The following is a 26,366-nucleotide window of genomic DNA, read 5'->3' on the forward strand; positions in this document are numbered from 1 at the left end:
CGGTTGAGGTGCTGATTCCACCTTTCGACGGCCGCGGGCTCAACGCTGGACAGGACCCGAGGCTTCGCAGGGATGATGATTAAATTAGTGATCGGCAAGAAGTGGCGCTGCGCGATGAAAGGCCAGAGTTGCGACCGGCAAAGCTGCCGCGCGGGTGGAGCTGACACAGGGCTGTCCGTTCAGAAGGTTGCAGCGAGATTCAGGACGCTCTTTTGCGTAACGCAGGGTCATCATGCCTTTTTCGGTCTTGCCGCAACAGCCTGTCTGCCGTGGACCGATTTGGCTCCCTGTGTTCCATAATCCAGCTCTTTTGCGCTCAACGGATACTACCCGGTTCGGCTGTCGGATCATGCCCTGGAGCGACCATCAGGGCGATTATTGGCGTCGCGTTAATTTGGGGTTCGTCCGGGCATGGGCTATAACGCCGGGGCTCCACAGGGGAATGATACGGCGTGTTGGCAGAAGACATAACAGACAGCTTGTTTGCGGCGCTCGATCGCCCTGATCTGCAAAGCCTGTCCGATCGTGTCGTGGTCAATCTCTCTCCCCGTCTTACCCATCCCTTCACGATCCGGGACAAAACGATCACGCTCGGTGCCGTAGCGTTCGAGCGCCCCGAGATCGCGCCTGTACTGCAGCGCTATGCGATCGAACTGGGATTTCTGATCGACGCCTTGCCCGCGCATGAGGCGCCTCTGGCTTTTGTGGTCGCTGCACGCGTCACCGCGCTGTTCCACCGGCTCGATTGTGAGACCCTTTCCTTACCGCCGTCGCTTGCCTGGCTTGAGGATTTTGCCGCGGATAGACCGCCCACAGCCGGACATATCCAGGCGCTCTGGCCTGTTCTCACCCAGTTCTGCCCGGACAAGGCGCATGGTAAGGCAGATTTCAACAGGCTGGTGGCGTGTCTTGCCCCTCTATGGGCCAGTCTGGCGCCTGCCGAATTTCTGATGGCCGATGGCGGCGATGAGCGTCTGGTTATCAATCCGCAGACCGGGCTCAACCGTTATGGCTGCTCGCACAGACCGCGCCCCTGGGCAGTCACCTTTTCCTCATCGACAGCGTCGTCTCTTTCCGAGCGTGGCTATCTCGGAGCCGAACGTGCACGTCGGGCTTTTCTGCTCGATGCCCTGACGCGCCTCGACGGCTCCTCTGCGCGCGAGGCCGCCTGTCTCGATGTGCGCGACAGACTTGCCGCGCTTTACGGGCTTGGCGGTCGCGATAATATCGTGCTTGCCGCATCGGGTACGGATTGCGAACTTGCCGTGCTGGCCATGGGTATGATGCGCGCCCAGGGGCAGGCGATCGTCAATATCCTGATTGCGCCGGACGAAACCGGTAGTGGTGTCCCTCTGGCGGCACAGGGGCGGCATTTCGCTGCCGGGACGGCCCTTGGCGCGGCAGCAGACAAGGCACATTATCTGGACGGTTTTCCGACAGACACGACCCTGATCGGTATTCCCATACGCACTCCCGAAGGCACACCGAGGCCCTGCGTGGATCTCGATGCCGAGGTCGAGGCAACCGTGTTACGCGCGCTTGAAGTCGGGCATCATGTGATCCTGCATCAGCTCGATATGTCCAAAACGGGTCTGGTTGGTCCCTGTGCCGGCATGCTGTGTCGCCTTGCTGCCCGCTATCCTGCCCGTATCACGCTGGTGGTCGATGCCTGCCAGGCCAGACTGGCACCGCATCGTGTCAGAAACCTCGTGAAGGCCGGCATGCTCGTCATGACGACCGGTTCGAAATTCCTGACAGGACCTCCGTTCTGCGGGGCGATTCTTCTGCCAGACTCATTTGTTGCGGCTCTGGCAGGCTATGCCCTGCCGCAAGGTCTTGCGGCCTATTTCCATCATTGCGACTGGCCGCAAACGGCTTCGCCATCTGTCCTCTCTCATGAGGGCAATCTCGGTCTTGCTCTTCGCTGGCAGGCGGCACTGGCTGAGAGCGAGGCCTTTGCCGCAGTGCCTCCGGCGCGCATTGTCGATACGTTGCGCCGTTTCGAGCACAACGCGCATGAAGCCATCGGGGCGCATCCCGCCCTGACGCTGCTGACCATGCCGGACTTCGACCGCAATCCGGTGGAAGAAGAGGTCTTGTGGGATACCATCCCGACCGTATTCTCCTTTCTGGTGGCCGATCCGGAAAACCCCGAAAAACCGCTCGACCTGGAAAGGTCGCGTGCCCTGCATCGCTGGCTCAATGCCGATCTCTCACCGTGGATTGCCGAACATGATGCCGCGGGTGAGGGGCTTGCGGGGTTGCTTTGTCATCTCGGTCAGCCCGTCCCCGTGCCGCACCCGGATCTGGGTGGTGAAAATGCCGGTGCATTGCGTTTATGCGCAGGTGCGCGCCTCGTATCGGGCGAGCCCTCTCATGCCGGCCTGACGGACGATGTCCGTCTGGCCCGTGAATTTGCGGATGTGCGCAGGGCTCTGGCCAAAATCACGGTGATTCTTGATCACTGGAGCGTTCTTGCACCGGTCGATCCCCAGCCACGTTACGCCCCTTATTCCTATCAGCCGAGAAAGTCCGGTTTATCATGACCCAGTCTGACAAGACGCCTGCAACCGACCCGAAGGCACATGGTCATTTTCTCGATTCCATGCAGCTTCCGTCTGGTGTCACACGGTTCTGGCTGATCCGTCACGCCATTGTGGAAGCCTCGGCGCGCATGCGTATCTATGGGGCGATGGATGTCGAGCTCTGCTCGGAACATCTCGCCCTGCAGGTGCCGTATTACACCGCGCTCGGGCGTCGCCTGCCGCAGGATGCCAATTGGGTGGTCTCGCCCCTCAAGCGTGCGCAGGATACGGCGCGTGCCATATTCGACGCCGGATACGGCGTTCGCAACCTGACTATAGAGCCGCGCTTTACGGAACAATCCATGGGAGAATGGCATAATCTGCCCCACGAGGAACTCCCGCTGAAACTGCGCCAGACCGCGCATAATTTCTGGTCTCTTTCTGCCTCCGAGCAGCCGCCGGGCGGTGAAAGCATGCTTGATGTCTGCGCCCGCGTCGGCCATTCGCTCGATGAAATGGCAGATCTTCATGCGGGGCAGGATACCGTGGTGGTCAGCCATGGCGGGGCTATCCGCGCCGCCCTGTCGCATGCGCTCAATGTCCACCCCGATACGGGGCTGCGCTTTTCCATCCAGAACCTGTCGCTCTCGATCATCGAGCGTATCAACGGTGTCTGGCGTGTCGTGACCGTCAATGAACTACCGGCAGCACTTACTATCGCAGAATAATTTCCATAATCGTCACCTGTATGAATGCAGGGAGAGCACTATAACACAATAAAAACGTATTTCCTGTTGATACTCGTTGCGTATCCGATCTGAAACCGGCGCATCGCGGGATAGCAGAAGAAATGAAGAAAAAAGCCTCAGACAGGCATAAAACGCACCAAGGTATGTTTTGGCTTTGTGTCACGCTTGTATGCGGGACGATATCCAGCCTCTTGCCCTCAGCTTCGGCAAAGGCAGAGGTCGCGCCTCACGATGTCGCCCTGACTTTCGACGATCTGCCTTACGTGACGCGCGACACCCTCTCTCCGTCTGAGGCGCAAGACGCCGCAGTCAAAGCCAATGACGCTATCCTCGCTGTCTTGCGACAGGAGGGCATAGCCGTAATGGCCTTCGTCAATGAGTCGAAGGTCGAGGCGCTCGGCTCTGTCGGGCCGCAAATCCTGTCGCAGTGGAATCAGGCCCCTTTGCAGCTCGCCAATCACGGCTATCATCATTTCGATAGCAACAAGCTGTCTCTCCAGGAGATAGAAGCCGAGATTGTGCGGGGTGAGGCAACGATACGGCCAATGGCTGAAAAGGCCGGGCGGCAACTGGAATTCTTCCGTTTTCCTTACAATCATGCGGGCAATACGGAGGCCAGGCGGCGTGCATTGTCCGGGATATTACACAGACACGGCTATCGTCTGGCGGCAACCACGATCGACGTTGAGGACTATATTTTCAACGATGCTTACGAATGTGCCCTGTCCCGTCATCGCCATGACGATGCCAGCCGGGTCGTCCGAGCCTATCTCGACTACATCCGGATCGAGGTTCCGTATTATCGTGCGCTGGACGCGAAGGTCATGGGGCACGAAATTCCTGAAATCATGCTCCTGCACAGCAATGCGTTGAACGCAGCTGTCTTGCCAGCGGTCATTGCGATATTCAAAGCGGACCATACCCGTTTTATCAGTCTTGCGGACGCCCAGTCCGATTCAGCCTATGCATATGAGCCGAAAACCGCGACAGCGTACGGGCCAATGTGGGGATATCGCTGGGCGAACGAACGACATATCCCGGTTGATGGATCCCTCGAAAAAGAAGCCCCCCAATGGGTCGTATCGTACTGCGATCAATCCGGTCGCGCTCGTTAGGGCTTTGCCGGTCTTCCTGTGATTTTCCAAGATGTCGGCCCCATGACGCGTCATTGCAAGCGCCACGGGGCCTGTTCAGTTATTCCACCAACAGACACCACATATTGTCGATCTTGCCGCCGATCTTGCCGATATCATCGAAGACCTTGAGGACGTGGTCTGTTTTAAGATGACGCTGCAGGCTGCTTTCGTCTTCCCACTCCTCATTGATGGCGAACCGGCCCCTGTTCTCCTTGTCCTCATAGACGACAAATCTGAGGCAGCCATCATCCCGCCGCGCCAGCAGGGAGATATCATGCAGGAGGGACCGGCATTCGACATGGCGTTCGGCCGGGACGGTGACAGTCGCGCTGACGCATGATTTCACTGACAAAAGAGTTCTCCCCTCGAGGCTGATTTACAGAGTCAGCCCCTCTACGTGCGACGTAGCGTATGGTTTGCAGTTTGTCGGCTGCTCGCGATCGCAATGCGGCGCTGTAGCAACGACGGATGTGACTAAGGGCACATGCCTATCCGCCAGCCAACATGGCATCATGCGACTTGATGACAGAAAAGTCATTTACAGGAAATGACTTGTTCATCTAGGAATTGGGGGCTGGGTTAAACGTTTAACCAGAAGGTCCGCTCAATGGCACGCAAGACCGCGAAGATATCGATACGCGATGTTGCCATGGCGGCAGGCGTGTCGGTTGCAACCGTTTCAAACGTGGTGCGCGATCGGAAACCTGTTTCGGCTGCCGTGCGGGCTCGTGTCGAAAAGGCAATCGATACGCTTGGATATATGCCTGACCGGGCCGCCATGCAGCTGCGTGAAGGGCGCAATCGTATTGTTGGCGTGCTGGTGCCCAGTCTGGACAACCCGTTTTTCACGGCCATCATTGCCTGTCTTGAAGACTGCGCGCGCCGCGATGGCTACGACATTATCGTCGCCAGTGCAGGTGAGGACAGTGACCTTGCTTCCTCACGGCTCAAAGCCCTGCTGTCGTGGCGTCCGGCTGGCATGATCGTTCTTCCAAATGACGATCGCTTTGCAGATTCGGTTCTGCTCGATACGGCGGGTGTGCCCTATGTGGTGATCGATCGCCTGCCGTCTTCCTGTCATGCCGATACGGTCGCGGCTGAAAACGAACATGCGGCTGCCGAGGCGGCTGCCTGTCTTGCCGGGCTGGGTCATCGCCGCATGGCCGTGGTCGCCACGACGCTTTCACTCGCCAATATACGCGAGCGTTGCGCGGGTATCCGGGGTTTCTGCGCCAAGCAGGGACTTCCCGAGCCGCTGGTTCTGGAAGTCGGCCATCATGCTGAGGACGACATCCCGGCATTGCGCGATCTCCTGGCGGGTGAAGACGCGCCCACGGCGATTATCGCGCTGACCAATTCCGTCACTCTGGGGGTACTGCGTTGCCTGAACCAGAGCGGATATGCCGTACCCGGTGATGTGTCACTTGTCGGGTACGACGATTACGCATGGATGCGTGCCACGCTTCCCCCCATCACGGCGATACGCCAGCCGGTGGAAGAGCTTGGGGCACAGGGCTGGACGCGCCTCATGCACCGTATTGCGGGCGAAAGCACTGCTTATCTGCAGGTCCGGGTGTCCTGCACGCTTGCGGTGCGCGGTTCGACCGCACCTCCCAGAACAGGACAACCTTCATGAACAAGCTTGGACTCCATGCCTTTGTCTGGACTGCTGGCTGGACGCGCGAAGACGCCGCCATGGCCATCCGTTCGACGGCAGAACTCGGTTATGATCTGATCGAGGCCTCGACCATGGACCTCAAGGCGTTCGACGTGCCTGCAACGCTGCGCGAGCTGGAAGCCAATCGCCTTGGGATCACCATGTCATTCGGCCTGACCGCCGATATGGATATCTCCTCGGGCGATCCCGAGCGTATCCGTCGGGGGGAGGCACATCTGCTCGATGCCATTTCTCTCGCCCGGGATGTCGGTGCGACTCATGTCTGCGGCATTCTCTATTCCGCTTTCCAGAAATACGCGACGCCGGTTACGGCAGAAGGCATGCGCGGCTCTATCGAGGTGGTGCGTAGTGTCGCTGAAAAGGCGCAGGCCAGTGGCATCACACTGGGCATGGAAGTGGTCAATCGCTACGAATCCAACGTGCTCAATACAGCCCGTCAGGCCATTGCCTATGTGAAGCGTGTGGAGATGCCTAACGTAAAGCTGCATCTCGATTGCTATCACATGAATATAGAGGAGGCCGATTCAGCCGAGGCCATTCGTGAGGCGGGCGATTTGCTGGGTTATTTCCATACCGGCGATTCCCATCGCGGCTATCTTGGATCGGGTTCGGTCGATTTTCCGAGCATCTTCCGCGCGCTCGAAAGCATCCACTATCAGGGGCCGATCACCTTCGAATCTTTTTCTTCTGCGGTGGTCGGTCAACCGCTCGAAGGTATTCTCGGTATCTGGCGCAATCTCTGGGAAGACAGCCGCGATCTGGCCGCCCATGCCAAGGCCTTCACCGATGTGCAGATGAAATCGGCGCGCGAGGCGCTCAGGCATATAAAGGCCTGATGCTCCGTTTACCTCGGATGAACGCCTGGGTGAGGTTCCTGCCTTCCATCATCGGATATCAGCGCCTGTGACAGGAATGAACAATACTGGTTCTGCAATACTGCCGGATGACGCACCGGCAGTATTATCCGTTGCCGGCAAACACATCTCGGTGAAGATTGCTGTATAGTAAAGATGTGATGACGGTTTGTTCATGAATTAGGTCAACACTGCCCATACCCTGAGCTTTGGGAACCGGTTCCGCGTTTCGTCATCCGGCATGGCCTTACCGGTCCGAACAGCTCGAAGCACCATCGGCTTGCGGTGTGGCAGGTCCGTTTACCGGATAGCATCGTCACCCAGAGCCTAGCCCGAGGATGATCCGTGAGTAGCCCCGTTCGTTTTTTGAGTATCGTCTTGGGCCTTGTCATAGGCCTGCTTGGCGTCGGCCTGACCCTTGGAGGAATAGATCTTGCCTGGCTGGGTGGCAGCTGGGCCTATATCCTGCTCGGTTTCCTGATGGCCTGTGTCGGCTTTGCTGTCATGGCGCGTCGCGCCATCGCCCTGCCGCTTTCCATCCTGCTGAGTCTGATTGCCGCTGGCTGGGCTTTTGGTGAAGTCGGCGATGTGTTCTGGCTTGTCGTGCCGCGCGTCGTCGTGTTTCTGGCTCTGCCGATTATTGTCGGTCTTCTCTCTCCGTCTTTCCATGCTTCCACGCGCGATCGTAGCGGCGCATTGCGGTCCGGTGGTGTGCCACGGGCATGGGGCTTCGGCATCGCTGCGCTCTATGCCATCGTATTCTGTGGCATCTCGCTTGGCATGTTCCAGCCGCATGCGGAAGTGACCGCTAATGCTTCAGACGAGCCGAAGCGCGATACGTCTCAGGGGCAGCAGAACGGCAATGACTGGCCGGCCTGGGGCCGCAACCTTACCGGCGACCGTTTTGCCCCCTTCGTACAGATCAATGCCAGCAATGTGTCGGATCTCAAGCTGGCATGGAGCTATCATACAGGCGATCTCGCTATCGATGGATCGGAATATCAGGTTACGCCCCTGAAGATTGCCGATACGCTGTATCTCTGTACGCCACTGAACAAGGTCATTGCGCTCGATCCGGTCTCCGGCAAGGAGAAATGGCGCTTCGATCCGCATCTGCAGATCACGCGTGGAAACAAGGGCTGGAAGCGCTGCCGTGGCGTCAGCTATGCAGACCTGACGACGATGTCGCTTCTGGCGCCCGATGCAAAAGCTTTCGGTCCTGAAGAGGCATCGACACCGGCAGCCGATCCTTCAGTCACGACTGCACAGGTTATTCCCGCGCCTGCACCGGCCAACACACCGGCCGTCGCTGAGGCTCCCTGCGCGCGACGTATCGTCAGCACCACCAATGATGCCCGTCTTTTCGAACTCGATGCCGCGACAGGTGCGCTGTGTCAGGATTTCGGCGATCATGGCATGGTCAATCTGCTCGAAGGCCTCGGCCCGACTGCGCCGGGTTCCTACTATCTGACCTCCGCACCACTGGTGGCCGATGGTGTGATCATGGTCGGCGGCAAGATCAACGACAACATGACCGTCGGTGAGCCTTCAGGGGTTATCCGTGGCTACGATGTCCGGACGGGTCGTCTTGTCTGGGCGTGGGATGCCTCACGTGGCAATCGTGACAGCCGTCCGCTGCCCGCTGGTCAGATCTACGCAATCGAAACCCCGAATTTCTGGGGAACAGCCTCCTACGATCCCAAGCTCGGTCTCGCTTTCATCCCGATGGGCAACCAGACGCCCGATTTCTGGACCGGAAACCGTCATCCCTATTCCGACGAATACAATGATTCCATTCTTGCGCTCGATATACGCACAGGGCAGGAGCACTGGCATTTCCGCACAGCCAATAACGACATGTTCGACTATGACGTGACGTCGCAGCCGATCCTGTACGATATGCCTGATGGCAATGGAGGCACGACGCCGGTCGTTGTTGCCCTGACCAAGCGCAGCCAGATTTTCGTGCTCGACCGTCGTACCGGCAAGCCCGTCGTGCCTGTCACCGATCGTCCTGTCGCGACGGATGGCATGCCCGGCCAGCATATCAGCCCGGTCCAGCCTTATTCCGAGCTGTCTATCGGTGTTGCGCCGCTCAAGGAAAGCGACATGTGGGGCGCGACGATTTTCGATCAGCTCTACTGTCGTATCGCTTTCAAGAAAATGCGCTGGGAAGGCGAATGGACGCCACTGAGCGACAAGCAGAAGACCCTGATCTGGCCCGGCTATTACGGTGGGTCAAACTGGGGCGGCGGTGCGCTCGATCCGCAGACGGGCGTGCTGGTCGTAAACGATATCCGCATGGCGATGTGGGGGCAGTTCATCAAGCGTGAGGAAGCGGCCCATGCCGGGCTCGTACCGTCCACGGAAGGCGAATATTCAGAGCAGCTCGGCACGCCTTGGGGTGTGGAACGCTCCATGTTCGTCTCACCGATGGGTGCGCCCTGTTTCAAGCCGCCTTATGGATCGCTGACGGCAATCGACCTGAAAACACAGAAGACTCTATGGCAGGTACCGGTAGGCAGCATTCAGGATGCCGCCATTCACGGCGTGTTCGGTGAGAAGGGGATTATTCCGCATATCTATATCCCAGTCGGCATGCCGACGATGGGTGGTCCGCTTGTTACAGGTGGTAACCTCGCCTTCTTCCACGGATCGCTCGACAATTATCTGCGCGCCTTCGACCTGAAAACAGGCAAGGAGGTCTGGCGCGAGCGTCTGCCGGTTGGCGGACAGGGGACACCGATGAGCTATATACAGGACGGAAAGCAATATGTCCTTGTCGTAGCAGGCGGTGCCACGCGCACAGGCACCAACGCCAACAAGGGTGACTACGTGCTGGCCTACGCACTTCCCTCGACGCACTGAGAGCGTTTGTGCCCTACCGCCCCTCGGGAAGACTGAGAGGTCGCGGTGGGGCGCGTGAAGGGAGCTCGTTCTGGCAGTATCAGGGTCTGACCACGTGCAGTCGTGAATCTCTCAGATTGAGCGGGACGGTAAAAGAAGCCCGGCAGACTAGTGTGTCTGCCGGGCTTTTCATGTTCACGGGTGTGATGGCGGCCGCTCGGAAGCGACGTCGTTCAGGCGGGCTTTTGCAGAATGCTTCTGTAGAGCGTGGCCAGTTCCAGAGCCTGATCTTCATAGGTCGGCAGGCTGGATTTGTTCGGGTTCACATAGTGATCGAATCGATCCTTCTGATCGAGCAGGGATTCGATGGCCTCCTGCAGCGGCGCAGGGTCGTCGATGATCGGGATCAACGTTCCGTTCACGCCATCCTCGATTTCCTCTGCCTGACCGCCCGGCGCCGTGGAGACGACCCAGACATCGCGAGAAAGGGCCTCACGCACCGTCAGGCCGTAGCTTTCGCGCCATTGCGAGGGGAATAGCAGTACATCGACCTGATCGTAGAAATCATCCAGCCCGGCCTGGTTATAGGCAGGCACGGTTCTGATCGATCCCTTGACGAGCCACTCGGAGGTATCGATGGACGGAAAGCCCAGATTGAGCGTGTTATCGACCAAGACAAGTTCCCAGTCATCGCGCGAGGTGCGTTCGAGCGCCTTGCGGATCAGCTCATATCCCTTGACGAAGCCAATTCCACCCACGAAGCCAAAGCGGAGTTTCGAGCCAGGCTCCCGTTTCGCTTTCGGTCGGGAAGGCCAGGTGAACCCGTTTCGATTGATCAGAATACGCTCAGCCGGCACACCGTTACGGACATACAGGCTCTTGTGTTCTTCAGAGGGGCTCAGAATTGCAGCAGCCCCGGCAAGGGCATGGCGCATGACCTTGCGGCGCTCGTTCAGATAATAGGCCCGTGTCGATTCACCGGGCGCGAGAGGCACATCGGTATTTTCCAGGTGATATTGTCCATCGTCACGTGTGATGAACAGGGTATCGGACAGCCACCAGCAATCATGCAGGCTGATGACATAGGGAATACCCTTTTCCTGACAGGCCCGTGCCATGCCCACACCCATTTCCTGTATGGCGTGAAAATGGACGAGATCGGCATCCCATGCCTCCATCCAGCGATCGATCTGACGGGCAATCGTCAGATTATCTGTGGCACCGTTACGCCCGGCCACAACAGAAAAGACGTCTGTATCCAGTATGTTGTATCGAAGCGCCCCGTCAGGCAGATCGTCGAGCACAGGCCGCGTCGTCATGACGCTGTTCTCGAACCCGGCCGCAGCAAGCGGCTTCAGCAGCGCCTCCACAACGATCGTTGCCCCACCGAACGAGCGCGGGGCCATGAATACATTGACCTGAAGGACACGGGGAGCCTTGTGAACGAAGGCCGGCGGGTGACCGAAAAGCGGGCTGGCCTGCTCGGAGAGAATACGCTCCGGAGCATAAAGCCCCAGGGCGGTTTCTCTTGCCTTTTCAGCGATCGTACGACGCAGGGCAGGATCGTGCGCCAAGGTCAGAATGGCGCTCTCCCATTCCAGGGGCGTGCGAGCCAGCAGACCGTTTTCACCGGACTGAATGACGCGTCTATAGGTGTCGGTAGGAGAGCAGACAGAGGGAAGAGCAAGAATAGCGGCTTCAAGGAATTTGATATTGCTTTTACAGTCGTTGAAGATCGTTTCCTCAAGCGGCGCAATAGCGATATCCGCCTTAGCCAGCTCTGCAAGATAATGGGCATAGGACAGTTCGTTGCGTCTTTGGACACGTGCACCGAACTGGGCAAAATCAGGTGAGATTTTTAGTGGGCCGATAAGCAGGAGGTCGAGTCTGGGCTCGGCTTTCATGGCGGCGATCAGTCCCGCCTCGGCAATTCTGAAGTCCATATCGTGCGCGCGGCTACCCGAGCCGTAGCAGATGCTGATTCTACCGTCTTTGGATGGAGGAGGTGCGTCGAGCAGCGTTTCGGCAACACTGAGCGTTTGCACATCCAGAGCATTCTCCAGCACGACAACATCATCAATGCCGATCTTGTGCATCTCTCTCGCCAAAGCCTGCGTAGAGGCTATTCCGCGCCCACAGGCGCGGAGCGCACGCAAATAGAGATCAGCGAGGTGATAGAGTCCTCGTCGCTCCGTAAATGTCAGCGTCGTCAGATTGCCGTTGCGTCGATACAGGATTTTATTGAAGAGAAGATCGTCTATCTCCCAACGTGGCTTGAGGCCAAGACGCTTTGCCTCTTCAATCAGAGAGAGCACCGAGGCCGTTCCGGGAACACGGTAGAAAATGACCTGTGTCGCAACCTGTAATGTGGAGAGCGCCTCGCCACTGTCCTGCCAGTCGACGATACGGACTGTCCAACCCAGCTGGCGCAGAAGTTCTGCCTTCTGTGTGACACGGTATTTGGTGCATTGCTGCAAACCGAGATCGGCAATCAGCAGATAGCAGGGGCGAAGCATGAGCTCCGCTTGGCGGGCAGGCCGACGCATAAACGCTGCCTGAGCTTTGGTCGGGACGAAAAGCGGGTCGCTTGCCTGATCGCGATGTCGCAGAAGCTTCCGCTTTGCAGCCCCTCCGGCGAAGAAGCGATTTATTGCCTTGCTAAGGCCCTCCGCACGCAGAGAGTCCTGCCACTGCTCCCAGGCTTCCGGTAGCGGTGTTCCACGGGGCAAGCGCCCAAGGGTAAGCGCACGAACCCATCGCAGCGGTTCCATGACGCGCCAGGAAAGAGAGCGCTTCATAAGCTTGAGCTGCTGGTTTGCCAAACGGAGTTCGGCCTGTAGCGAGTCCGCGCGGATTGTCGCCAGATAGGAAGCCGCCTCTATTGCTTCGTCCCGATCATATGCGGGCTGAAGGGAAGAAGGTCGGGAATTGGGAAATTTGTGCAAGACTTACTCATTATCTGGCGCAGGCAAAGTGCCACCGTTTAAAGGCGGGCAAATTATAACCCAGTTTCACCAGATGGAAAAATGAAGGCCCGGTCATGAGACCGGGCCTTCATTGCGCGAAGTCTTCGCAACAGTCTGTAATCGTTAGCTGATAACGATGTTCGACGCCTTCAGATCGGTCACGCCGAGGAAGGTCACCTTCATGTTATTGTCCAGCTGCAGCGTGGTGTTGCCGCCGTTGACCGTAGCTGTGGCGAGCAGATCCTGGATCGCCTTGTCTGCGTCGGCAGGCTTGTAGTTGTACATGAAGAACATGTTGCCAGCCGCACTACCGAAATCGGTGATCGTGATATCACCGCCATTATGGCCGGCCAGCACGCCGAAGGTGTTCGCTGCGCCGTCACCACCGGTCACGGTTGCATAACTGTCGCCATTCGAGTTCTCGAACTGCGTGCCGAATACGAAGTGGTCGGAGCCCGACGTACCGATGACCGTGTTGTTGCCAGCACCCGTCCAGGCTTCGAGCGTGCCCTTGGACGAGGCCGCGTCGATATACTGGCTGCCTGTTGTATTGGGCTGGTTCGCAGTGAACAGGGCAAGACCGTTTGTATCGATCGTCGCGTGCAGGTCGTTGGCACCCCAGATCGTGCCGAGCCCGGCATTGATCGAGGTTGTACCCGTGCCGGAGATGAATTTCAGTGCACCGGAGACGCTGATGGCCTGATCGCTGCCGTGGTAGACCTGAAGATCGCCAGCAGCAGAGATGGTATCGCCAACGGCACCGACGATCGTCCCTGTTGAACCTGTAAAGTTGACGGTCGATCCTGTGCCACCGAAGATCGTGCTGTTGATGCCGACAGAAATCTTGCTGCCAGAGAGCGCTGAATCGACGATAAGCGAATTCGATTTCAGATCGACAACGGAGTTGCCACCCAGCAGTGTGACGGAGTCCGAAGCATTCTCGACGCCAGTGATCGTGTCCTGACCTTCGGAAGCAACGAAGTTTGCGCCGGTGCTGAGGGTGATAATGTTCTGACCATCGCCTGCACGAATGTTGTTTGTGCCTGCCGCTGCGATGATCGTATCGTTGCCGTCGCCGGTCGCAATGGTCCAGTTGCCCTTGTGACCGCTGCCATCGAACAGGTTGTTACCCATGGTCGAGACGAAAGTACCATTGTAGTTGCCAGCATAGAAGCTGACGCCTGCCGTGTTACCTGCCAGAACGGAAAGATTGGATGCCGTAGCACCTGTGCCGTCAACCGTAACAGGAGATGACAGGGGCGAAACAGGCGCATCCTGCGTAGCGCTACCGAAAGCGCCACCCTGCGCGCCGATGACAAGGTTCGTATACGAACCCTGCATCGAGAAAGCACCACCCGTGGTGATGACTCCCTGAAGAACGCTGGTCGTCGAGGAAGGGGCAGAATTCGATCCGTTGACAAGGTCGACCGACGTCATATCACCAGTTTGGGTCGCATTCAGAATCTGCTTCGCATAGCTCGAAGCAAGAGTCTGCATGCGGGCACCTTCCACAGTGACCTGCACAGTCATACCTGACGAACCGACTACCGTTACGATCGCCATGCGATCAACTCCTTTATTATTTTTGGAGGCTTACGACGCAAAACGTTACACTACCCCGGAATTGCAAGTTCCGATGCGCGGCCGTGGTTTTGTTATCTGATAAGACCCGCTTTGACCAACAACTTTTTTATAAATGTCTTAACCTTCATGATGAGTCAATAAAATGAAGGTATTGGAAATCATTCGATATCCGATTTCTGAGAACTCATATTCTGGGAGGTGATTTCACAAGTAGAAATATTTTGTTAAGACATGCTTGGTTGATAAAAAAGCTAAGCCATTGAATCTAAAATGTAAGTGAGTTCGTCTTCTGTTCCGTTTGCTCACGATTTGGTGAGAAAAAGCCATATTTTTTGATCGTGAATCAGGCTGGGGCCGACATTGTAATATTGCGAGATTAAGTAACAAAACTTCTTCTATTGTCCATATGTTGCGATGCCTGTCGCTGAGTGACGCATATTTGTGTCAAATAATACAATTTATGTTACCCAAACTAGGTGACGCAAGACGCTGAAGAACAGTATTATTTTCGTCAATTCTCGGGATATTGACGAAAAACCGCTGGACGTCGCAAATCTCATTGCTGAAAAATTATCAATAGATAACTTGCTATCCCTATCGATTGGTGATCGCGGGATTGTGAGCTGTTTTACCCGATTTTGGCGAGGAAATTCAGAGAATCACCCGTGCCAATTCCTCCAGCCAAGCAGCTGCCGTCCCGTCGGAAGGAGCGCGCCACTCGCCACGGGGGGACAGGCTTCCGCCCGAGGAAAGCTTCGGACCATTGGGCATGGCGGAGCGTTTGAACTGGCTGAAGCCGAAGAAGCGTCTGATGAACAGTGAGAGCCAGTCGCGTATCTCGGTGGCATTGTAGGAAATCCGACGGTCGTCTGGATAATGAGCGGGCCAGATACCCCGGTTCTTGTCCTCCCAGGCCTGGATGGCAAGGAACAGGATCTTGCTCGGTCTGAAACCGTGGCGCAGCGTGTAATACAGATTGAAGTCCTGAAGGGGATAAGGCCCGATCTTTTCTTCTGTCTTCTGTACGCCCTGGGTGTCTGCGGGAACGAGTTCCGGGGTGATTTCTGCGGAAACGATGGAGTCCAGCACCGGTGATATGGCTTCGCCAAGGCTTTCCTGACGGGCCAGCCATCGGATCAGGTGCTGGATGAGCGTTTTCGGCATGCCTGCATTGACATTATAATGCGACATCTGGTCGCCGACACCGTAAGTACACCATCCAAGCGCCAGCTCGGACAGATCGCCGGTCCCTATGACGATACCGTTGCACTGGTTTGCAAGACGGAACAGGAAATCGGTGCGTAGCCCTGCCTGTACGTTTTCGAACGTCACATCATGCGTTGCCTCTCCCGAGGCAAAAGGATGGCCGATCGTGTCGAGCATCTGCATGGCTGTAGGGCGTATATCGAGTTCATGCGCACACACACCAAGCGCGCTCATCAATGCATGAGCCAGACCGAGGCTCGTTTCCCCGGTTGCAAAGCCCGGCATGGTATAGGCATGCACCCGGTCCCGCTGCCATCCCATTTCATCGGCGGCTCTTGCGGCCACAAGCAGGGCGAGGGTGGAGTCGAGACCGCCCGATACGCCAATCACGACACGTTCGACGCCGCTGGTTTCGAGCCTCTGGGTCAGGGCGCGTACCTGTATGGTCCAAGCCTCATAACAATCCTGATCCAGTCGCGCGGGATCTTCGGGTACGAAGGGAAAGCGCGGAACAGCGCGTCTGAAACCGATATCGTCCAGCGACGGTGCAAGAGAGAAGGTCACCCGGCGCCAGGTTGTCCCTGCGTTCTGCCGGGCACAATCGTGGAAGCTGCCCATACGCATGCGTTCCTGACGCAGCAGATCCAGATCGATATCGGCAAGGGTTACTTGGGCGGTTTTCGGAAAGCGCGTTGATTCGCCCAGAAGGCGTCCCGCCTCATATACGGAAACCTGTCCGTCCCACGCGACATCTGTCGTCGATTCTCCTGCGCCTGCCGCAGCATAGACATAGGCGCAAAGCGCGCGCTGAGATTGTGCGCGGCACAGCAGGTGACGATCCTCGGATTTGCCGATGGTGATGGTGCTGGCAGAAGGGTTGCCTATGATTGTCGCCCCGGCCATGGCCAGTGCGGTGCTGGGTGGGCTTGGAACCCATAGATCCTCGCAGATCTCGATCCCGAGCGTGAAACCGGGAAGGTCGGATGCTTCGAACAGGAGATCGCTTCCGAACGGAACCTCATCGGTCCCCAGCCTGATCGTCTCACCTGCAATGCCGGCACCCGGTGTGAATTGCCGGGAGTCATAGAATTCGCGGTAATTAGGCAGATAGGATTTCGGAACGACGCCCAGAAACTTCCCACGATGAAGAATGACGGCGCAGTTGAACAGTCTTGCACGGTGGACGAGAGGCGCCCCTACCACAGTCACGCATCCCCAGGCCTGCGAGGCTTCGCGCAGGGAAAGCAGCGCGGCCATCACACCATCCAGCAGAGCATCCTGCTGCCTCAGATCGTCGATGGCATAGCCGGACAGACACATTTCTGGAAATACGGCGACAGCGGCGCCTTCTGCAGCACATTGGGCTGCCAGAGTGCAGATCTGGGCGAGGTTGTGTTGCGGGTCGGCCAGACGAACGGGCACGGTGCAGGCTGCAACGCGTGCAAAACCATGCCGGTACAGAGACCTGAAAGGGTTCGTCATTTCGTCTCCTGTCCTGCTCTTGCGATCCGCAGTGTGGCCGGGTGGGGGCATATTTCCGACCAGAAACGTCTTTCCGGATTAAAAAACAAGAGTTCCTGTCGAGGCAGCAAACCTGTCCGGCTTTCACCCGTTCACGATCAACCCCGGATCATGACGATTATGTTATGTTCCTTTACGGAGTTTTCGTCATGGATCTGCTGCGCTGGACAATCGTCTTTCTGGTTCTCGCCCTTCTTGCTGGCCTTCTCGGCTTTGGCGGTATCTCGGCCGACTTCGCGTCGATCGGCAAGATCCTGTTCTTTATCTTCCTCGTTCTGTTCGTCGTCAGCTTCATCTTCGGTCGCGGTCGTACGCGCTGAGGTTTTCTGCCTTCGGTCTTCAGCGGACGGTGCAGCCCGGCCTATGCGCCGGGCCCATACGGCCCCAGTCCGGATGTGGAGGGTTATAGTTTCGTCGTGGATACCTGCGGCGGCTTCATGGGGAAGAGACCACGTTGGTTTCTTCCCCTTTGTGCGTCTCTAGTATCCGCCCGGAGACGGGTCGCCAGGATAGGTGCCCGGATAGGCATAGCCCTGCTGTGGATCGCAATTGACGTAGCCCCCGCATGCATAGGTATAGGGTGCCGCCACATAAGGCTGCGCAGGATAGGGTTGGGCATAGTAGGGCGCAGTAACCGCTGCGCCGATCACCGCTCCGGTTGCAAGGCCGAGGCCGAGGCCACCCCAGCCTGCACCCCAACCACCCCAGCCCCATCCGCCGCCCCAGCCGGGCATACCCCAGCCATAGCCTACCCAGCCGGGACCGCCCCAGCCCCAACCGGGACCACGCCATCCGCCGCCCCATGGACGCCCCCATCCGCCACCCCAGCCACCACCTCGTCCGTACCAACCGGGGCCGCCCCTTCCTGGACCACCCCAGCCAGGACGACCCCAGCCGGGACCACCGCCCGGACGACCATATCCGGCATGACCAAATCCTGGGCCGCCTCCGCCCCAGCCCCCGGGGCGACCGCCACCAAATCCGCCGCCTGGACCGCCGGGACCGCCGCCATGAAAACCTCCGCCGGGGCCGCCGCCCGGTCCACCCCCATGGAAACCACCGCCGCCACCGCCATGGAATCCACCACCGTGCTGCGCAAAAGCAGCCGGGGAGACAAGCAGGGTTGAGGCAGACAGGGGAACGACAAGCAACAGGGAGCCTGCCTTAAGCGCTTTACGCATGGATGATATCTTTCCCGGCTTGGAAAGCGGTGGAGTCCGTTTCTCTTCCCTACGATATCGTGTGGGTGCAGGGCGGAATAAAGACGAAAGCGTAACTGCGCGATATCGTTTCGTGACAAAATATTCTGGTCTTTGCCTATATGCGTCCCATGAGCCGCACGCGATGCGGAATTATGCTTCGGGCCGAAGGCGCACAGTTAAAAACCGGGCGCGTAGCGATACAGGGAAGGTGCGTGGATTCTCAGACGATGCCTAGGAATATCTTCTGTGTCCGGGCTGGATGCGGGGCGTTCCGTACCGGGACACTCCTGTAAAAATTCTTGCCTGAGGTCAGCGTCTCGGTCGCCTGCGTATATGGGCGCCCAGACGGGCCAGAGTATCGTGTAATTCTCCGTCCTTGATGCCGGGAATCGCAACGGGCTGAGGGGTCGGTCTGGCGGCAGGCGAGACGGGGCGCAACACGGCAGGGTCCTGCACGATACGTATCTTTCTGACCAGAACCGTCCCGTCATCGAAACGCAGGTCGCGCCCGCTCCTGAGCGGGCCGCAATGCGTGTTGATGCGCTCGATCAGCTGCGGTGCAAGATGTTGCAGCTCAAGCGCGACAGGACCGGTGCAGGCAATTGTCAGCGTGCCTGCACTGACTCTGCGTGGCTCGCTTTGCGCTGCCAGCGCTGCACCCACGATTTCTGCCCAGTCCAGAATGAGCCGCACCGCCGGAGCGGGGCGTTTTGCAAAAGCGGGTCGGGTGATCTGTGGCAGGATCGCGCCCAGCGCACGCCCTGTCATGATCCGCTTTTCGTAAAGAGCGGGGGATGAGGTCGTGCCACCGGCAGGAGTCGCCGATCCCGCTGCTTTCACGCGTGGTTTGTTTGTGCTGGCTGCAACGCGCGAAGGGTCTTTTACAGCTCCGGTGCGGGAAAAACCCTTGTCCGATCGGGTATCACGTTTCATATCGCCGGGGTGACTCCTTCTGCTTCCGATCTGCTGGACTGGTACGCGCGCCAAAGGCGTGTCCTCCCATGGCGTGCTCTTCCTGGGCAGGTAGCCGATCCCTATGCTGTCTGGCTGAGCGAAATCATGCTGCAGCAAACGACAGTCGTGACCGTTATGCCGTATTTCGAACGCTTTCTGAAGCGTTATCCGACGGTCGATGCTCTGGCTTCGGCCCCGCTTCAGGACGTGCTGGCAAGCTGGGCAGGGCTTGGATATTACAGCCGTGCGCGCAATCTGCATGCATGTGCCGTGCTCGTTTCCGACCGGGGGGGCTTTCCCGATACGGTGGCGGGCTTGCAGGCCTTGCCGGGCATCGGGGCCTATACGGCACGAGCCATCGCGTCGATCGCCTTTGGGGTTCCGGTCGTGCCGGTCGATGGAAATGTCGAGCGGGTCACTGCACGGCTGCATGCTTTCGAGACACCTCTCCCCGCGGGCCGGCGTGCGCTGGATCAGCTCGCTTCGATGCTCAATGACGATCCTGCAGCACAGGCCGCGCCAAGTGACTTCACCCAGGCATTGTTCGATCTCGGAGCTGGCATCTGCACGCCACGCCGTCCCTCCTGCCTCATGTGCCCCTGGCGGGTATCCTGCCGTGCCCATGCCGGAGGCGAGCCGGCGCGTTTTCCGGTCAAGGCGCCGCGCAAGGCCAGACCTGAGCGTCATGGCGTGGTGTTTGTGCTGGAGGATGCGACCGGCGCGATCTGGCTCAGGCATCGCCCCGAGCAGGGATTGCTGGGAGGCATGACCGAGCTTCCCGGAACGTCCTGGCAGGACCGGCCTGTCGCGCTTTCCGACGCCTTCAGTGAGTCGCCCGCTGAAGTGACATGGAAAGTCGCTGGACAGGTGAAGCATGTTTTTACACATTTTACGCTTAATCTGACGGTCGTCAGGGGCGCGGTAGAGAATTTCAGGATGCTTCACAATCAGCCGGGATTTGCCTGTCCGCCACACGCCATTGCAGATCAGGCCCTGCCGAGTGTCATGCGTAAATGCCTGGCCCTGTGATCCCTGACTTCAGGAGAATGCGGTCCGGCACCCGCTATAGGATCAGTTCCGGCCCGGTCGCCCGGGTCGAGCGCGTAATCTGCCGTGTCGTTTCGGGCGATAGCGCAGAGCGATAGATGAAAGGGACGCCTGTCCATGCTTTTTGCCTCCGATCGGTTCTGGCTTCTCGATTTTTTTGGACATGTGGTCGATCACGATCCGCTGCGTGATTGTCTGTTTTCTGTCGTGCCACCGCCCGGGCGCTATCCGGGTCTTTTCTTTTTTGCCGACACCGTATCCCAGCCGCAATTTGCCGTAACGCTGCGCAAGGCCGTCTCGCTGCCTGTGCCTATTCCCAAACTTCTCGCGACGCGTCAGCCGAGCGGTGTCGTCACTCTCCAGCGTCTCGACGGGTCAGGGCGCTATCTGCGCAGTGTCGAGAATGACGGAATTGATTTTCTTGCCACCGAGGCCAAGGACTGGGAACAGTTCTTCATCCTGTCCGAGCAGATGATGCATGCCTATGCCATTCTCAGTCAGGCCGATGTGAGCGTCATTACGCACCAGGAAGGCGAAACCCTGTCGCCCATGACGTTTGCGCAGGGGCATCGCGGGGTTATCGGACCGGTCAGCTTCTCTCTGGCGGCCAATCTGCCCGAGCTGGAAGCGCTGGCGATGCTCGAACCAGGGCAGGCGGCCGACCTCGCTTTGAAAACCATCGAGGGTGAAACCGTTACCCTCAGCGTCAGGCGGACATAAAACCGACCAGAGATCCGTTTTCAAAGGTCGATCGGACCGGACGTGTCAGGACCGGGTCTTGCGATAAGCCGCCATGGCACGATCCCGTCCCTCTTCGAGCGATACGACAGGTTCCGGATAGTCACGGCCAAGCCTGATTCCAGCCTTGCGCAGAACGGTATCATCGGCTTTCCAGGGGGCTGCGATATCCGCGTCGGGGAGTTTGGCCAGTTCCGGCACCCAGCGCCTTATATAATCGCCCTTGGGGTCGAATTTCTCGGACTGACGTAAAGGGTTGAAAATGCGGAAGAAGGGAGAGGCTTCAACACCTGTCCCCGAAACCCACTGCCAGTTGACGGCATTCGATGCCGGATCGGCATCGATAAGCGTATCCCAGAACCAGTCTTCTCCCTTGCGCCAGTCGATCAGCAGGTGCTTGGCCAGAAACGAGGCCACGATCATGCGGGCGCGATTATGCATCCAGCCCGTTTCCCAGAGCTGACGCATACCTGCATCCACGACTGGAATGCCAGTCCGGCCACGCTGCCACGCCTCAAGATCCTTGCTGCTCCGTCGCCAGGGCAGGGCGTGGAATTGCTCTTTCAGGCTCTTCGTCGGCAATTCGGGGTTGTGATAGAGCGTGTACCAGGAGAAGTCGCGCCAGCCGATTTCCGACAGGAAGGTCTCACGATCTTCAGGGTCTCCCTTATTGGCGCAATGATGCCAGACCTGCCGGGGCGATAGCACGCCATGCCGAAGATAGGGCGACAGGCGTGAGCTTTCCTCGGCTGCCATGTCATTTCGGCCCGTGTCGTAATGGCCCAGATTATGCTTGGCAAAATCGTGCAGCAATTCGTGTGCAGCTTCTTCACCGTGCTCCCAGTATTCCGCCATTTTCGTTGCCCAGTCCGGCTTGTTAGGCAGAAGAACGCGATCGATGGAGCAGGGGGTAAAAGCCGATTTTTTGCCCTCGGCAAATGTGAGCGGCATGAAAGAAAGGGTCGAAGGAGCAGGCAGGGGGGCAGCAGGCGTACCGAGGCTTTTGAAGCCTTTCCACCATGCCGAGAAAATCTTGTAGGGCGTGCCTGTTTTGGTCACGACCGAATCAGGATTGCGCAGCACTGTGCCGTGCAGTTGCGTCATGCGACAGTTACGGTCTTCCAGCGCCTGGGCTACGGCCTCATCCTGCAGTTTCGCCTCTTTCTGATAGCGATGATGGCAGAACAGCGCCTGCGCACCGGTCTCCCTGACCAGATCGGGCAGTATCTGTACCGGGTCACCCTCAAGTATCAGGCAGTCTCCCTCTCGTTCCTGGAGCGACTGCCGGAAGGCGGAGAGTGCGCCATGAAGGAACCATTGACTGGCACCACCCTGCTTACGCGTCGTGCCCGAATTGTCCAGAATATAGACGCACAGGATTTTTCCGCCTTTCTCACTGGCAGCATGCAGTGCCGGGTGATCCTGCAAACGCAGGTCTTCGCGAAACCAGACGAGTGAAACCGGGCTGTCGGTCATGATGATTTTGCCTGACTCTCGATCACGGGTGGGGGCATGGCGGGACGATCGGGCGCCATGCCCGGGAATGGGTGCAGGAATCGTACAAGGGACTTGCACAGGGGAGACAGGTTCAGCGCGGCAGGGTGTCCGGGGTTCACTTGCATGCGTCACAGGTCCGATGATCGGGCGGTCATCGGACATTCATTGGGCCGCCTGCGATCGGGGTAGGCCATGCGACGATGCCGAATTGTAACGAAGCGAACCCATATGCTGGAAGTGCGTTTATTACCGCAGACTTTCTGAAAGGACATGTTTCATGACCAAGGCTTCCTTCCTCCGCACCGGTGCTCTCGCTGTCATGCTGGCACTGCCCGCCCTCGGGCTTACGGCCTGTAATACGGTCGATGGCGCAGGTCGCGATGTCAGCTCGATCGGCCATAATGTGAGCAACGGCGCGAGTGCGACGCAGGGCGCTATTCACAATTCCGTGCCGCAGGCGGCGACGCACTGAGCGACGCACTCCCTTTCGGGCAAGGCTGAAAAGGCGGGGGAACACCCCGCCTTTTTCGTGTCCGCCTTTCCTTCTCCTGCGGGGCGGGATGAGCCGCTACTTGCAAAACCTGTCGGAGAGGGCACATAGTGACTGACCGGTCATATCGACCGGTCTAGAATTCGACGTTCTCGGGGCGGGGTGAAACTCCCCACCGGCGGTAGGTGCCAAGGCACGAGCCCGCGAGCGCCTTCACTGTTTGCGTGAGGGGTCAGCAGATCCGGTCAAACTCCGGAGCCGACGGTCACAGTCCGGATGAAAGAGAACAGGACATGTCCCGGCAGGGTGCGCTTAGGTGCGCGCCGTGCAGGCAGGTGGGATGTTCGCGCCCGGAGACCGTCCTAGATGGATGGGATCGCATTATCGTGTCGGGAGTTTTCGCCCCCGGAACGCCCATAGCCCACGAGGAGCGCGATGCGCTTCATCGCAAGGCTGTCCGTTCGGGTTTCGAGGCTGCGCTTGCCGAGGCAGCGCGTTATCTTGGCGCCACCTCTCCGAACCCGGCTGTAGGCTGTTGTCTGCTCGATTCCGCTGGAACGATTCTGGTGACGGAAGCCCATCACCGCACCGGTGCACGCCATGCCGAGGCGCTTGCCCTGCATCGTGCCCGCGAGCTCGGGGTGATCGACCGTGTGGCCACAGCCCTCGTAACACTCGAACCCTGCAATCATGTCGGGCGTACGCCACCCTGTAGCGAGGCGCTGCGCGACAGCCCTGTGCGCGATGTCTGGGTCGGTATGCGCGATCCCAATCCTGTCGCCGGGGGCGGTATCGCGCGGCTGCGCCAGATGCCCGAGGGGCGCAATGTCTTTCTGCTGGAAGACTTCCCGGAACTTGCCGATCTTCGCGAAGGCTGTGCAGCACTTCTCGCACCCTTCGCCAGTCGCATTCTGCGACAGCGTCCCTGGATTACGGTCAAGCAGGCCCGCAACGAAGTGGGTTCGATGATACCACCTGCGGGGCGCAAGACATTCACCAGTCAGGCCTCGCTCGAGATCGCCCATCGTCTGCGCCGTGCCAGCGATGCCATTATCACAGGCATCGGCACCATTCTTGCCGACAGCCCGCGCTTCGATGTGCGTCATGTGCCCGATCATGAAGACAGGGCGCCACGACTGGTCGTCGTATGCGACAGGCAGAACCGTCTGCCGGATTCATGGCGCGAGAAAATGATCGGCAGCGGCTTTCGTGTCGTCGTCTCACGCGAGCTGGGCGAGATACCCTCGCTTCTGGCCGATCATGGCGTGAACTGGGCGATGGTCGAGGCCGGGCCGGGGTTGCTTGGCGAGATCGGGCGGCTCGGTCTGTGGGATGACTGGCTGGATATCCAGACCACCGGAAATGGCCCCGATCGGTACAGGGTCTTTTCTCATGGCCCCACCCCCTTGCGTTTCATTCTTGATGAAGGGGTTCGTCCTCTTCCTGCTGACGAGGCTGTTTTCTGATGTTTTCAGGCATTATCGAACATATCGGTCGTATCCGTGCTGTCGAGCCGCGCGATCAGGCAATCCTGCTTCAGGTCGAGACCGGCCTGTCGGATATGGATCTGGGCGAGAGCATTGCCGTCAACGGCGTCTGTCTTACGGTTGCGGCGTACGACTCATCGGGGCTTGCCGATTTCTTCGTCAGCTCGGAAACCCTTTCACGCACGGCGCTGGGCAGGCTCAAACCGGGCGCGCGTGTCAATCTGGAGCGGGCCAGCACACCGGCCACGCGTCTTTCCGGACATATCGTACAGGGTCATGTCGATGGGCTGGCGCATCTGGTGGCGATCCGCTCGGTCGGTGAATCGCATCATATTACCTTCCGCCTTCCGGCTGCCTTGCGCGGCTATGTGGTCGAAAAGGGATCGATCGCCCTCGATGGCGTCAGCCTGACCGTCAACGAGGTGAGCGACGTGCAGGATGACGCTTTCACCATTGCGCTCATGATCATTCCACACACATGGGATCATACGGGGCTTTCCGAACTCCATGAGGGCGATCCGGCCAATGTCGAGGTCGACGTTCTGGCCAAATATGTCGAGAGCCTGCTGAAATACGGGGTACGGTCATGAGCACGATGCTGTCCCATACGCTGGCGCGGGCCATCACGGCCATGCGCGAAGGGCGTATGGTGATGATGGTCGATGACGAGGCGCGCGAGAACGAGGGCGATCTGGTCATTGCGGCCCAGTTCGCAACACCCGATGCCATCAACTTCATGGCCGTACATGCGCGCGGTCTGATCTGTCTGCCGCTCGAACCCGAGCAGATCGACCGGCTGGACCTGCCCATGATGCCCCGTCGCGGTCATGATCCACGTGGAACGGCGTTCACCGTGTCGATCGAGGCCACAAGCGGCATCACGACGGGCATCTCGGCCGCAGACCGGGCCCGGACGATTCAGGTTGCGGGCCACCCGGATGCGAAGCCGGAGGATATCAGCACGCCCGGTCATATCTTTCCGCTGCGAGCCCATCCTGATGGCACCCTTGCGCGTGACGGTCATACCGAAGGCGCAGTCGATCTGGCGCGTCTGGCGGGGCTTTATCCTGCAGCCGTCATCTGCGAGGTGATGAGTGCCGACGGTACGATGGCCCGTCTGCCCGAACTGCGCGCGTTTTCTGTCCGTCACGATATCCCGGTGATCAGCATCGAGGAAATCGCTGCCTGGTGTCGTGTCCATGGTCGCGGAGCGCTTGGTGACAACATCGTACCCGAGCCGGTTCCCCCTGCAGTCGAACGTATTGCCGAGGCCGCACTCCCCAGCATCTATGGCGGTCACGATCTGCGTATCCATGCTTTTCGTGCGCCTGATGGCATAGAGCATGTTGCTCTGGTCAAGGGCGATCCGAGCCAGGGCGTTCCACTGGTTCGCCTTCATTCCGAATGCGTGACGGGCGATGCGCTCGGGTCGCTGCGTTGCGATTGCGGCCCGCAACTGCGCGAGGCGCTGGAGCGGATCGCCGCCGCACCTAGTGGCGTGCTGGTCTATATGCGCGGCCATGAGGGCAGGGGGATCGGTCTGGGCAACAAGATACGTGCCTATGCCCTGCAGGATCAGGGCAAGGATACGCTCGAGGCCAATCTCGAACTCGGATTGCCCGGCGATGCGCGCGACTGGGTGGCCGGGGCGGCCATTCTGCAGTCTCTCGGTGTCGACGCGCTGACCCTGCTGACCAATAATCCGACCAAGGTATCGGGTCTCGAGGCGGCCGGGTTGAAGGTGGTCAGCCAGGAGCGGCTCGAAGCCGGATCGAACCCGTTCAATCGCGCCTATCTTCATGCCAAACGGACCCGGATGGGGCATCAGCTGAGCGATGTCTGGCCCGAACTCGTTGAGTCAGTGATACAGAAGTAAGGATCTCCC

The 26,366-nt window shown here is 58.8% G+C and carries 20 protein-coding genes and 1 riboswitch; of the genes, 13 read left to right on the top strand and 7 right to left on the bottom strand.

Features of this window, described 5'->3' with window-relative positions; genetic code table 11:
* The first annotated feature begins 452 nt into the window (after positions 1–452).
* From NF685_RS02160 to NF685_RS02170, 3 genes are all read left to right on the top strand, one after another.
* Positions 453–2,546: a hypothetical protein gene (locus tag NF685_RS02160; protein ID WP_252848403.1), complete on the top strand. Its 2,094-nt coding sequence runs from the start codon at positions 453–455 to the stop codon at positions 2,544–2,546.
* Positions 2,543–3,253 (top strand): histidine phosphatase family protein, encoded by a 711-nt coding sequence (locus tag NF685_RS02165; RefSeq protein WP_252848404.1) that lies wholly within the window; start codon positions 2,543–2,545, stop codon positions 3,251–3,253. Before NF685_RS02160 ends, NF685_RS02165 begins: the two co-directional genes overlap by 4 nt.
* Before the next feature lie 212 nt (positions 3,254–3,465).
* Positions 3,466–4,389, top strand: coding sequence for a polysaccharide deacetylase family protein (locus NF685_RS02170; RefSeq protein ID WP_252848405.1), 924 nt, complete (start codon positions 3,466–3,468; stop codon positions 4,387–4,389).
* A 79-nt stretch (positions 4,390–4,468) separates the two neighbouring features.
* On the opposite strand, the gene NF685_RS02175 is transcribed toward NF685_RS02170, so the two are convergent.
* Positions 4,469–4,756: a putative quinol monooxygenase gene (locus NF685_RS02175; RefSeq protein WP_252848483.1), complete on the bottom strand. Its 288-nt coding sequence runs from the start codon at positions 4,754–4,756 to the stop codon at positions 4,469–4,471.
* A 261-nt stretch (positions 4,757–5,017) separates the two neighbouring features.
* On the opposite strand from NF685_RS02175, the gene NF685_RS02180 reads away from it, so the two are divergent.
* The 3 genes from NF685_RS02180 (at position 5,018) to NF685_RS02190 (ending at position 9,810) form a co-directional block, all read left to right on the top strand.
* A complete protein-coding gene (locus NF685_RS02180; protein ID WP_252848406.1) occupies positions 5,018–6,046 on the top strand; it encodes a LacI family DNA-binding transcriptional regulator in 1,029 nt (342 codons plus the stop codon).
* Positions 6,043–6,924, top strand: coding sequence for a sugar phosphate isomerase/epimerase family protein (locus NF685_RS02185; RefSeq protein WP_252848407.1), 882 nt, complete (start codon positions 6,043–6,045; stop codon positions 6,922–6,924). The genes NF685_RS02180 and NF685_RS02185 overlap by 4 nt, the downstream gene beginning before the upstream one ends.
* A gap of 363 nt (positions 6,925–7,287) precedes the next feature.
* Entirely contained in the window at positions 7,288–9,810 is a 2,523-nt protein-coding gene (locus NF685_RS02190) for a membrane-bound PQQ-dependent dehydrogenase, glucose/quinate/shikimate family (protein WP_252848408.1), read from the top strand.
* A 212-nt stretch (positions 9,811–10,022) separates the two neighbouring features.
* On the opposite strand, the gene NF685_RS02195 is transcribed toward NF685_RS02190, so the two are convergent.
* From NF685_RS02195 to NF685_RS02205, 3 genes are all read right to left on the bottom strand, one after another.
* Positions 10,023–12,734, bottom strand: coding sequence for a glycosyltransferase (locus NF685_RS02195; protein WP_252848409.1), 2,712 nt, complete (start codon positions 12,732–12,734; stop codon positions 10,023–10,025).
* 144 nt (positions 12,735–12,878) lie between these two features.
* Positions 12,879–14,318 (bottom strand): beta strand repeat-containing protein, encoded by a 1,440-nt coding sequence (locus NF685_RS02200; RefSeq protein WP_222546658.1) that lies wholly within the window; start codon positions 14,316–14,318, stop codon positions 12,879–12,881.
* Between the two features lie 672 nt (positions 14,319–14,990).
* On the bottom strand, positions 14,991–17,027 hold the full coding sequence (locus NF685_RS02205; protein ID WP_252848410.1) for an NAD(+) synthase: 2,037 nt from the start codon (positions 17,025–17,027) through the stop codon (positions 14,991–14,993).
* 188 nt (positions 17,028–17,215) lie between these two features.
* Between NF685_RS02205 and NF685_RS02210 the strand changes: the two genes are divergently transcribed.
* Positions 17,216–17,386: a DUF1328 domain-containing protein gene (locus NF685_RS02210; RefSeq protein WP_222546660.1), complete on the top strand. Its 171-nt coding sequence runs from the start codon at positions 17,216–17,218 to the stop codon at positions 17,384–17,386.
* A gap of 159 nt (positions 17,387–17,545) precedes the next feature.
* On the opposite strand, the gene NF685_RS14255 is transcribed toward NF685_RS02210, so the two are convergent.
* Both NF685_RS14255 and NF685_RS02220 read right to left on the bottom strand, forming a co-directional pair.
* Positions 17,546–18,247, bottom strand: a complete 702-nt coding sequence (locus tag NF685_RS14255) for a hypothetical protein (protein WP_264813726.1) — start codon at positions 18,245–18,247, stop codon at positions 17,546–17,548.
* Positions 18,248–18,577: 330 nt separating this feature from the next.
* Positions 18,578–19,201, bottom strand: coding sequence for a DUF721 domain-containing protein (locus NF685_RS02220; RefSeq protein ID WP_306414245.1), 624 nt, complete (start codon positions 19,199–19,201; stop codon positions 18,578–18,580).
* Between the two features lie 9 nt (positions 19,202–19,210).
* On the opposite strand from NF685_RS02220, the gene NF685_RS02225 reads away from it, so the two are divergent.
* Together NF685_RS02225 and NF685_RS02230 are read left to right on the top strand one after the other, a co-directional pair.
* Positions 19,211–20,251 carry an A/G-specific adenine glycosylase gene (locus NF685_RS02225; protein WP_252848411.1) on the top strand — a complete coding sequence of 347 codons (1,041 nt, stop codon included), beginning with the start codon at positions 19,211–19,213 and terminating at the stop codon, positions 20,249–20,251.
* Between the two features lie 135 nt (positions 20,252–20,386).
* The gene (locus NF685_RS02230; RefSeq protein ID WP_222546662.1) at positions 20,387–20,989 is read left to right on the top strand and encodes a hypothetical protein; all 603 of its coding nucleotides are present in this window, start codon (positions 20,387–20,389) and stop codon (positions 20,987–20,989) included.
* A gap of 45 nt (positions 20,990–21,034) precedes the next feature.
* Here the strand turns inward: NF685_RS02230 and NF685_RS02235 are convergent, their stop codons facing one another.
* Complete coding sequence (locus tag NF685_RS02235) at positions 21,035–22,483, bottom strand: cryptochrome/photolyase family protein (RefSeq protein ID WP_252848412.1); 1,449 nt, start codon at positions 22,481–22,483, stop codon at positions 21,035–21,037.
* A gap of 298 nt (positions 22,484–22,781) precedes the next feature.
* Between NF685_RS02235 and NF685_RS02240 the strand changes: the two genes are divergently transcribed.
* From NF685_RS02240 to ribB, 4 genes are all read left to right on the top strand, one after another.
* Positions 22,782–22,976, top strand: coding sequence for an entericidin (locus tag NF685_RS02240; protein ID WP_252848413.1), 195 nt, complete (start codon positions 22,782–22,784; stop codon positions 22,974–22,976).
* A 162-nt stretch (positions 22,977–23,138) separates the two neighbouring features.
* A riboswitch (FMN riboswitch) is annotated at positions 23,139–23,286 on the top strand.
* Between the two features lie 124 nt (positions 23,287–23,410).
* Positions 23,411–24,460 carry a bifunctional diaminohydroxyphosphoribosylaminopyrimidine deaminase/5-amino-6-(5-phosphoribosylamino)uracil reductase RibD gene (gene ribD / locus NF685_RS02245; protein ID WP_373317832.1) on the top strand — a complete coding sequence of 350 codons (1,050 nt, stop codon included), beginning with the start codon at positions 23,411–23,413 and terminating at the stop codon, positions 24,458–24,460.
* Positions 24,460–25,071 (top strand): riboflavin synthase, encoded by a 612-nt coding sequence (locus tag NF685_RS02250; RefSeq protein WP_252848415.1) that lies wholly within the window; start codon positions 24,460–24,462, stop codon positions 25,069–25,071. The genes ribD and NF685_RS02250 overlap by 1 nt, the downstream gene beginning before the upstream one ends.
* Positions 25,068–26,357 carry a 3,4-dihydroxy-2-butanone-4-phosphate synthase gene (ribB, locus tag NF685_RS02255; RefSeq protein WP_373317828.1) on the top strand — a complete coding sequence of 430 codons (1,290 nt, stop codon included), beginning with the start codon at positions 25,068–25,070 and terminating at the stop codon, positions 26,355–26,357. The genes NF685_RS02250 and ribB overlap by 4 nt, the downstream gene beginning before the upstream one ends.
* Positions 26,358–26,366 lie beyond the last annotated feature (9 nt).

It is taken from the genome of Asaia lannensis NBRC 102526 (assembly GCF_024054035.1).
Taxonomy (GTDB): Bacteria; Pseudomonadota; Alphaproteobacteria; order Acetobacterales; family Acetobacteraceae; genus Asaia; species Asaia lannensis.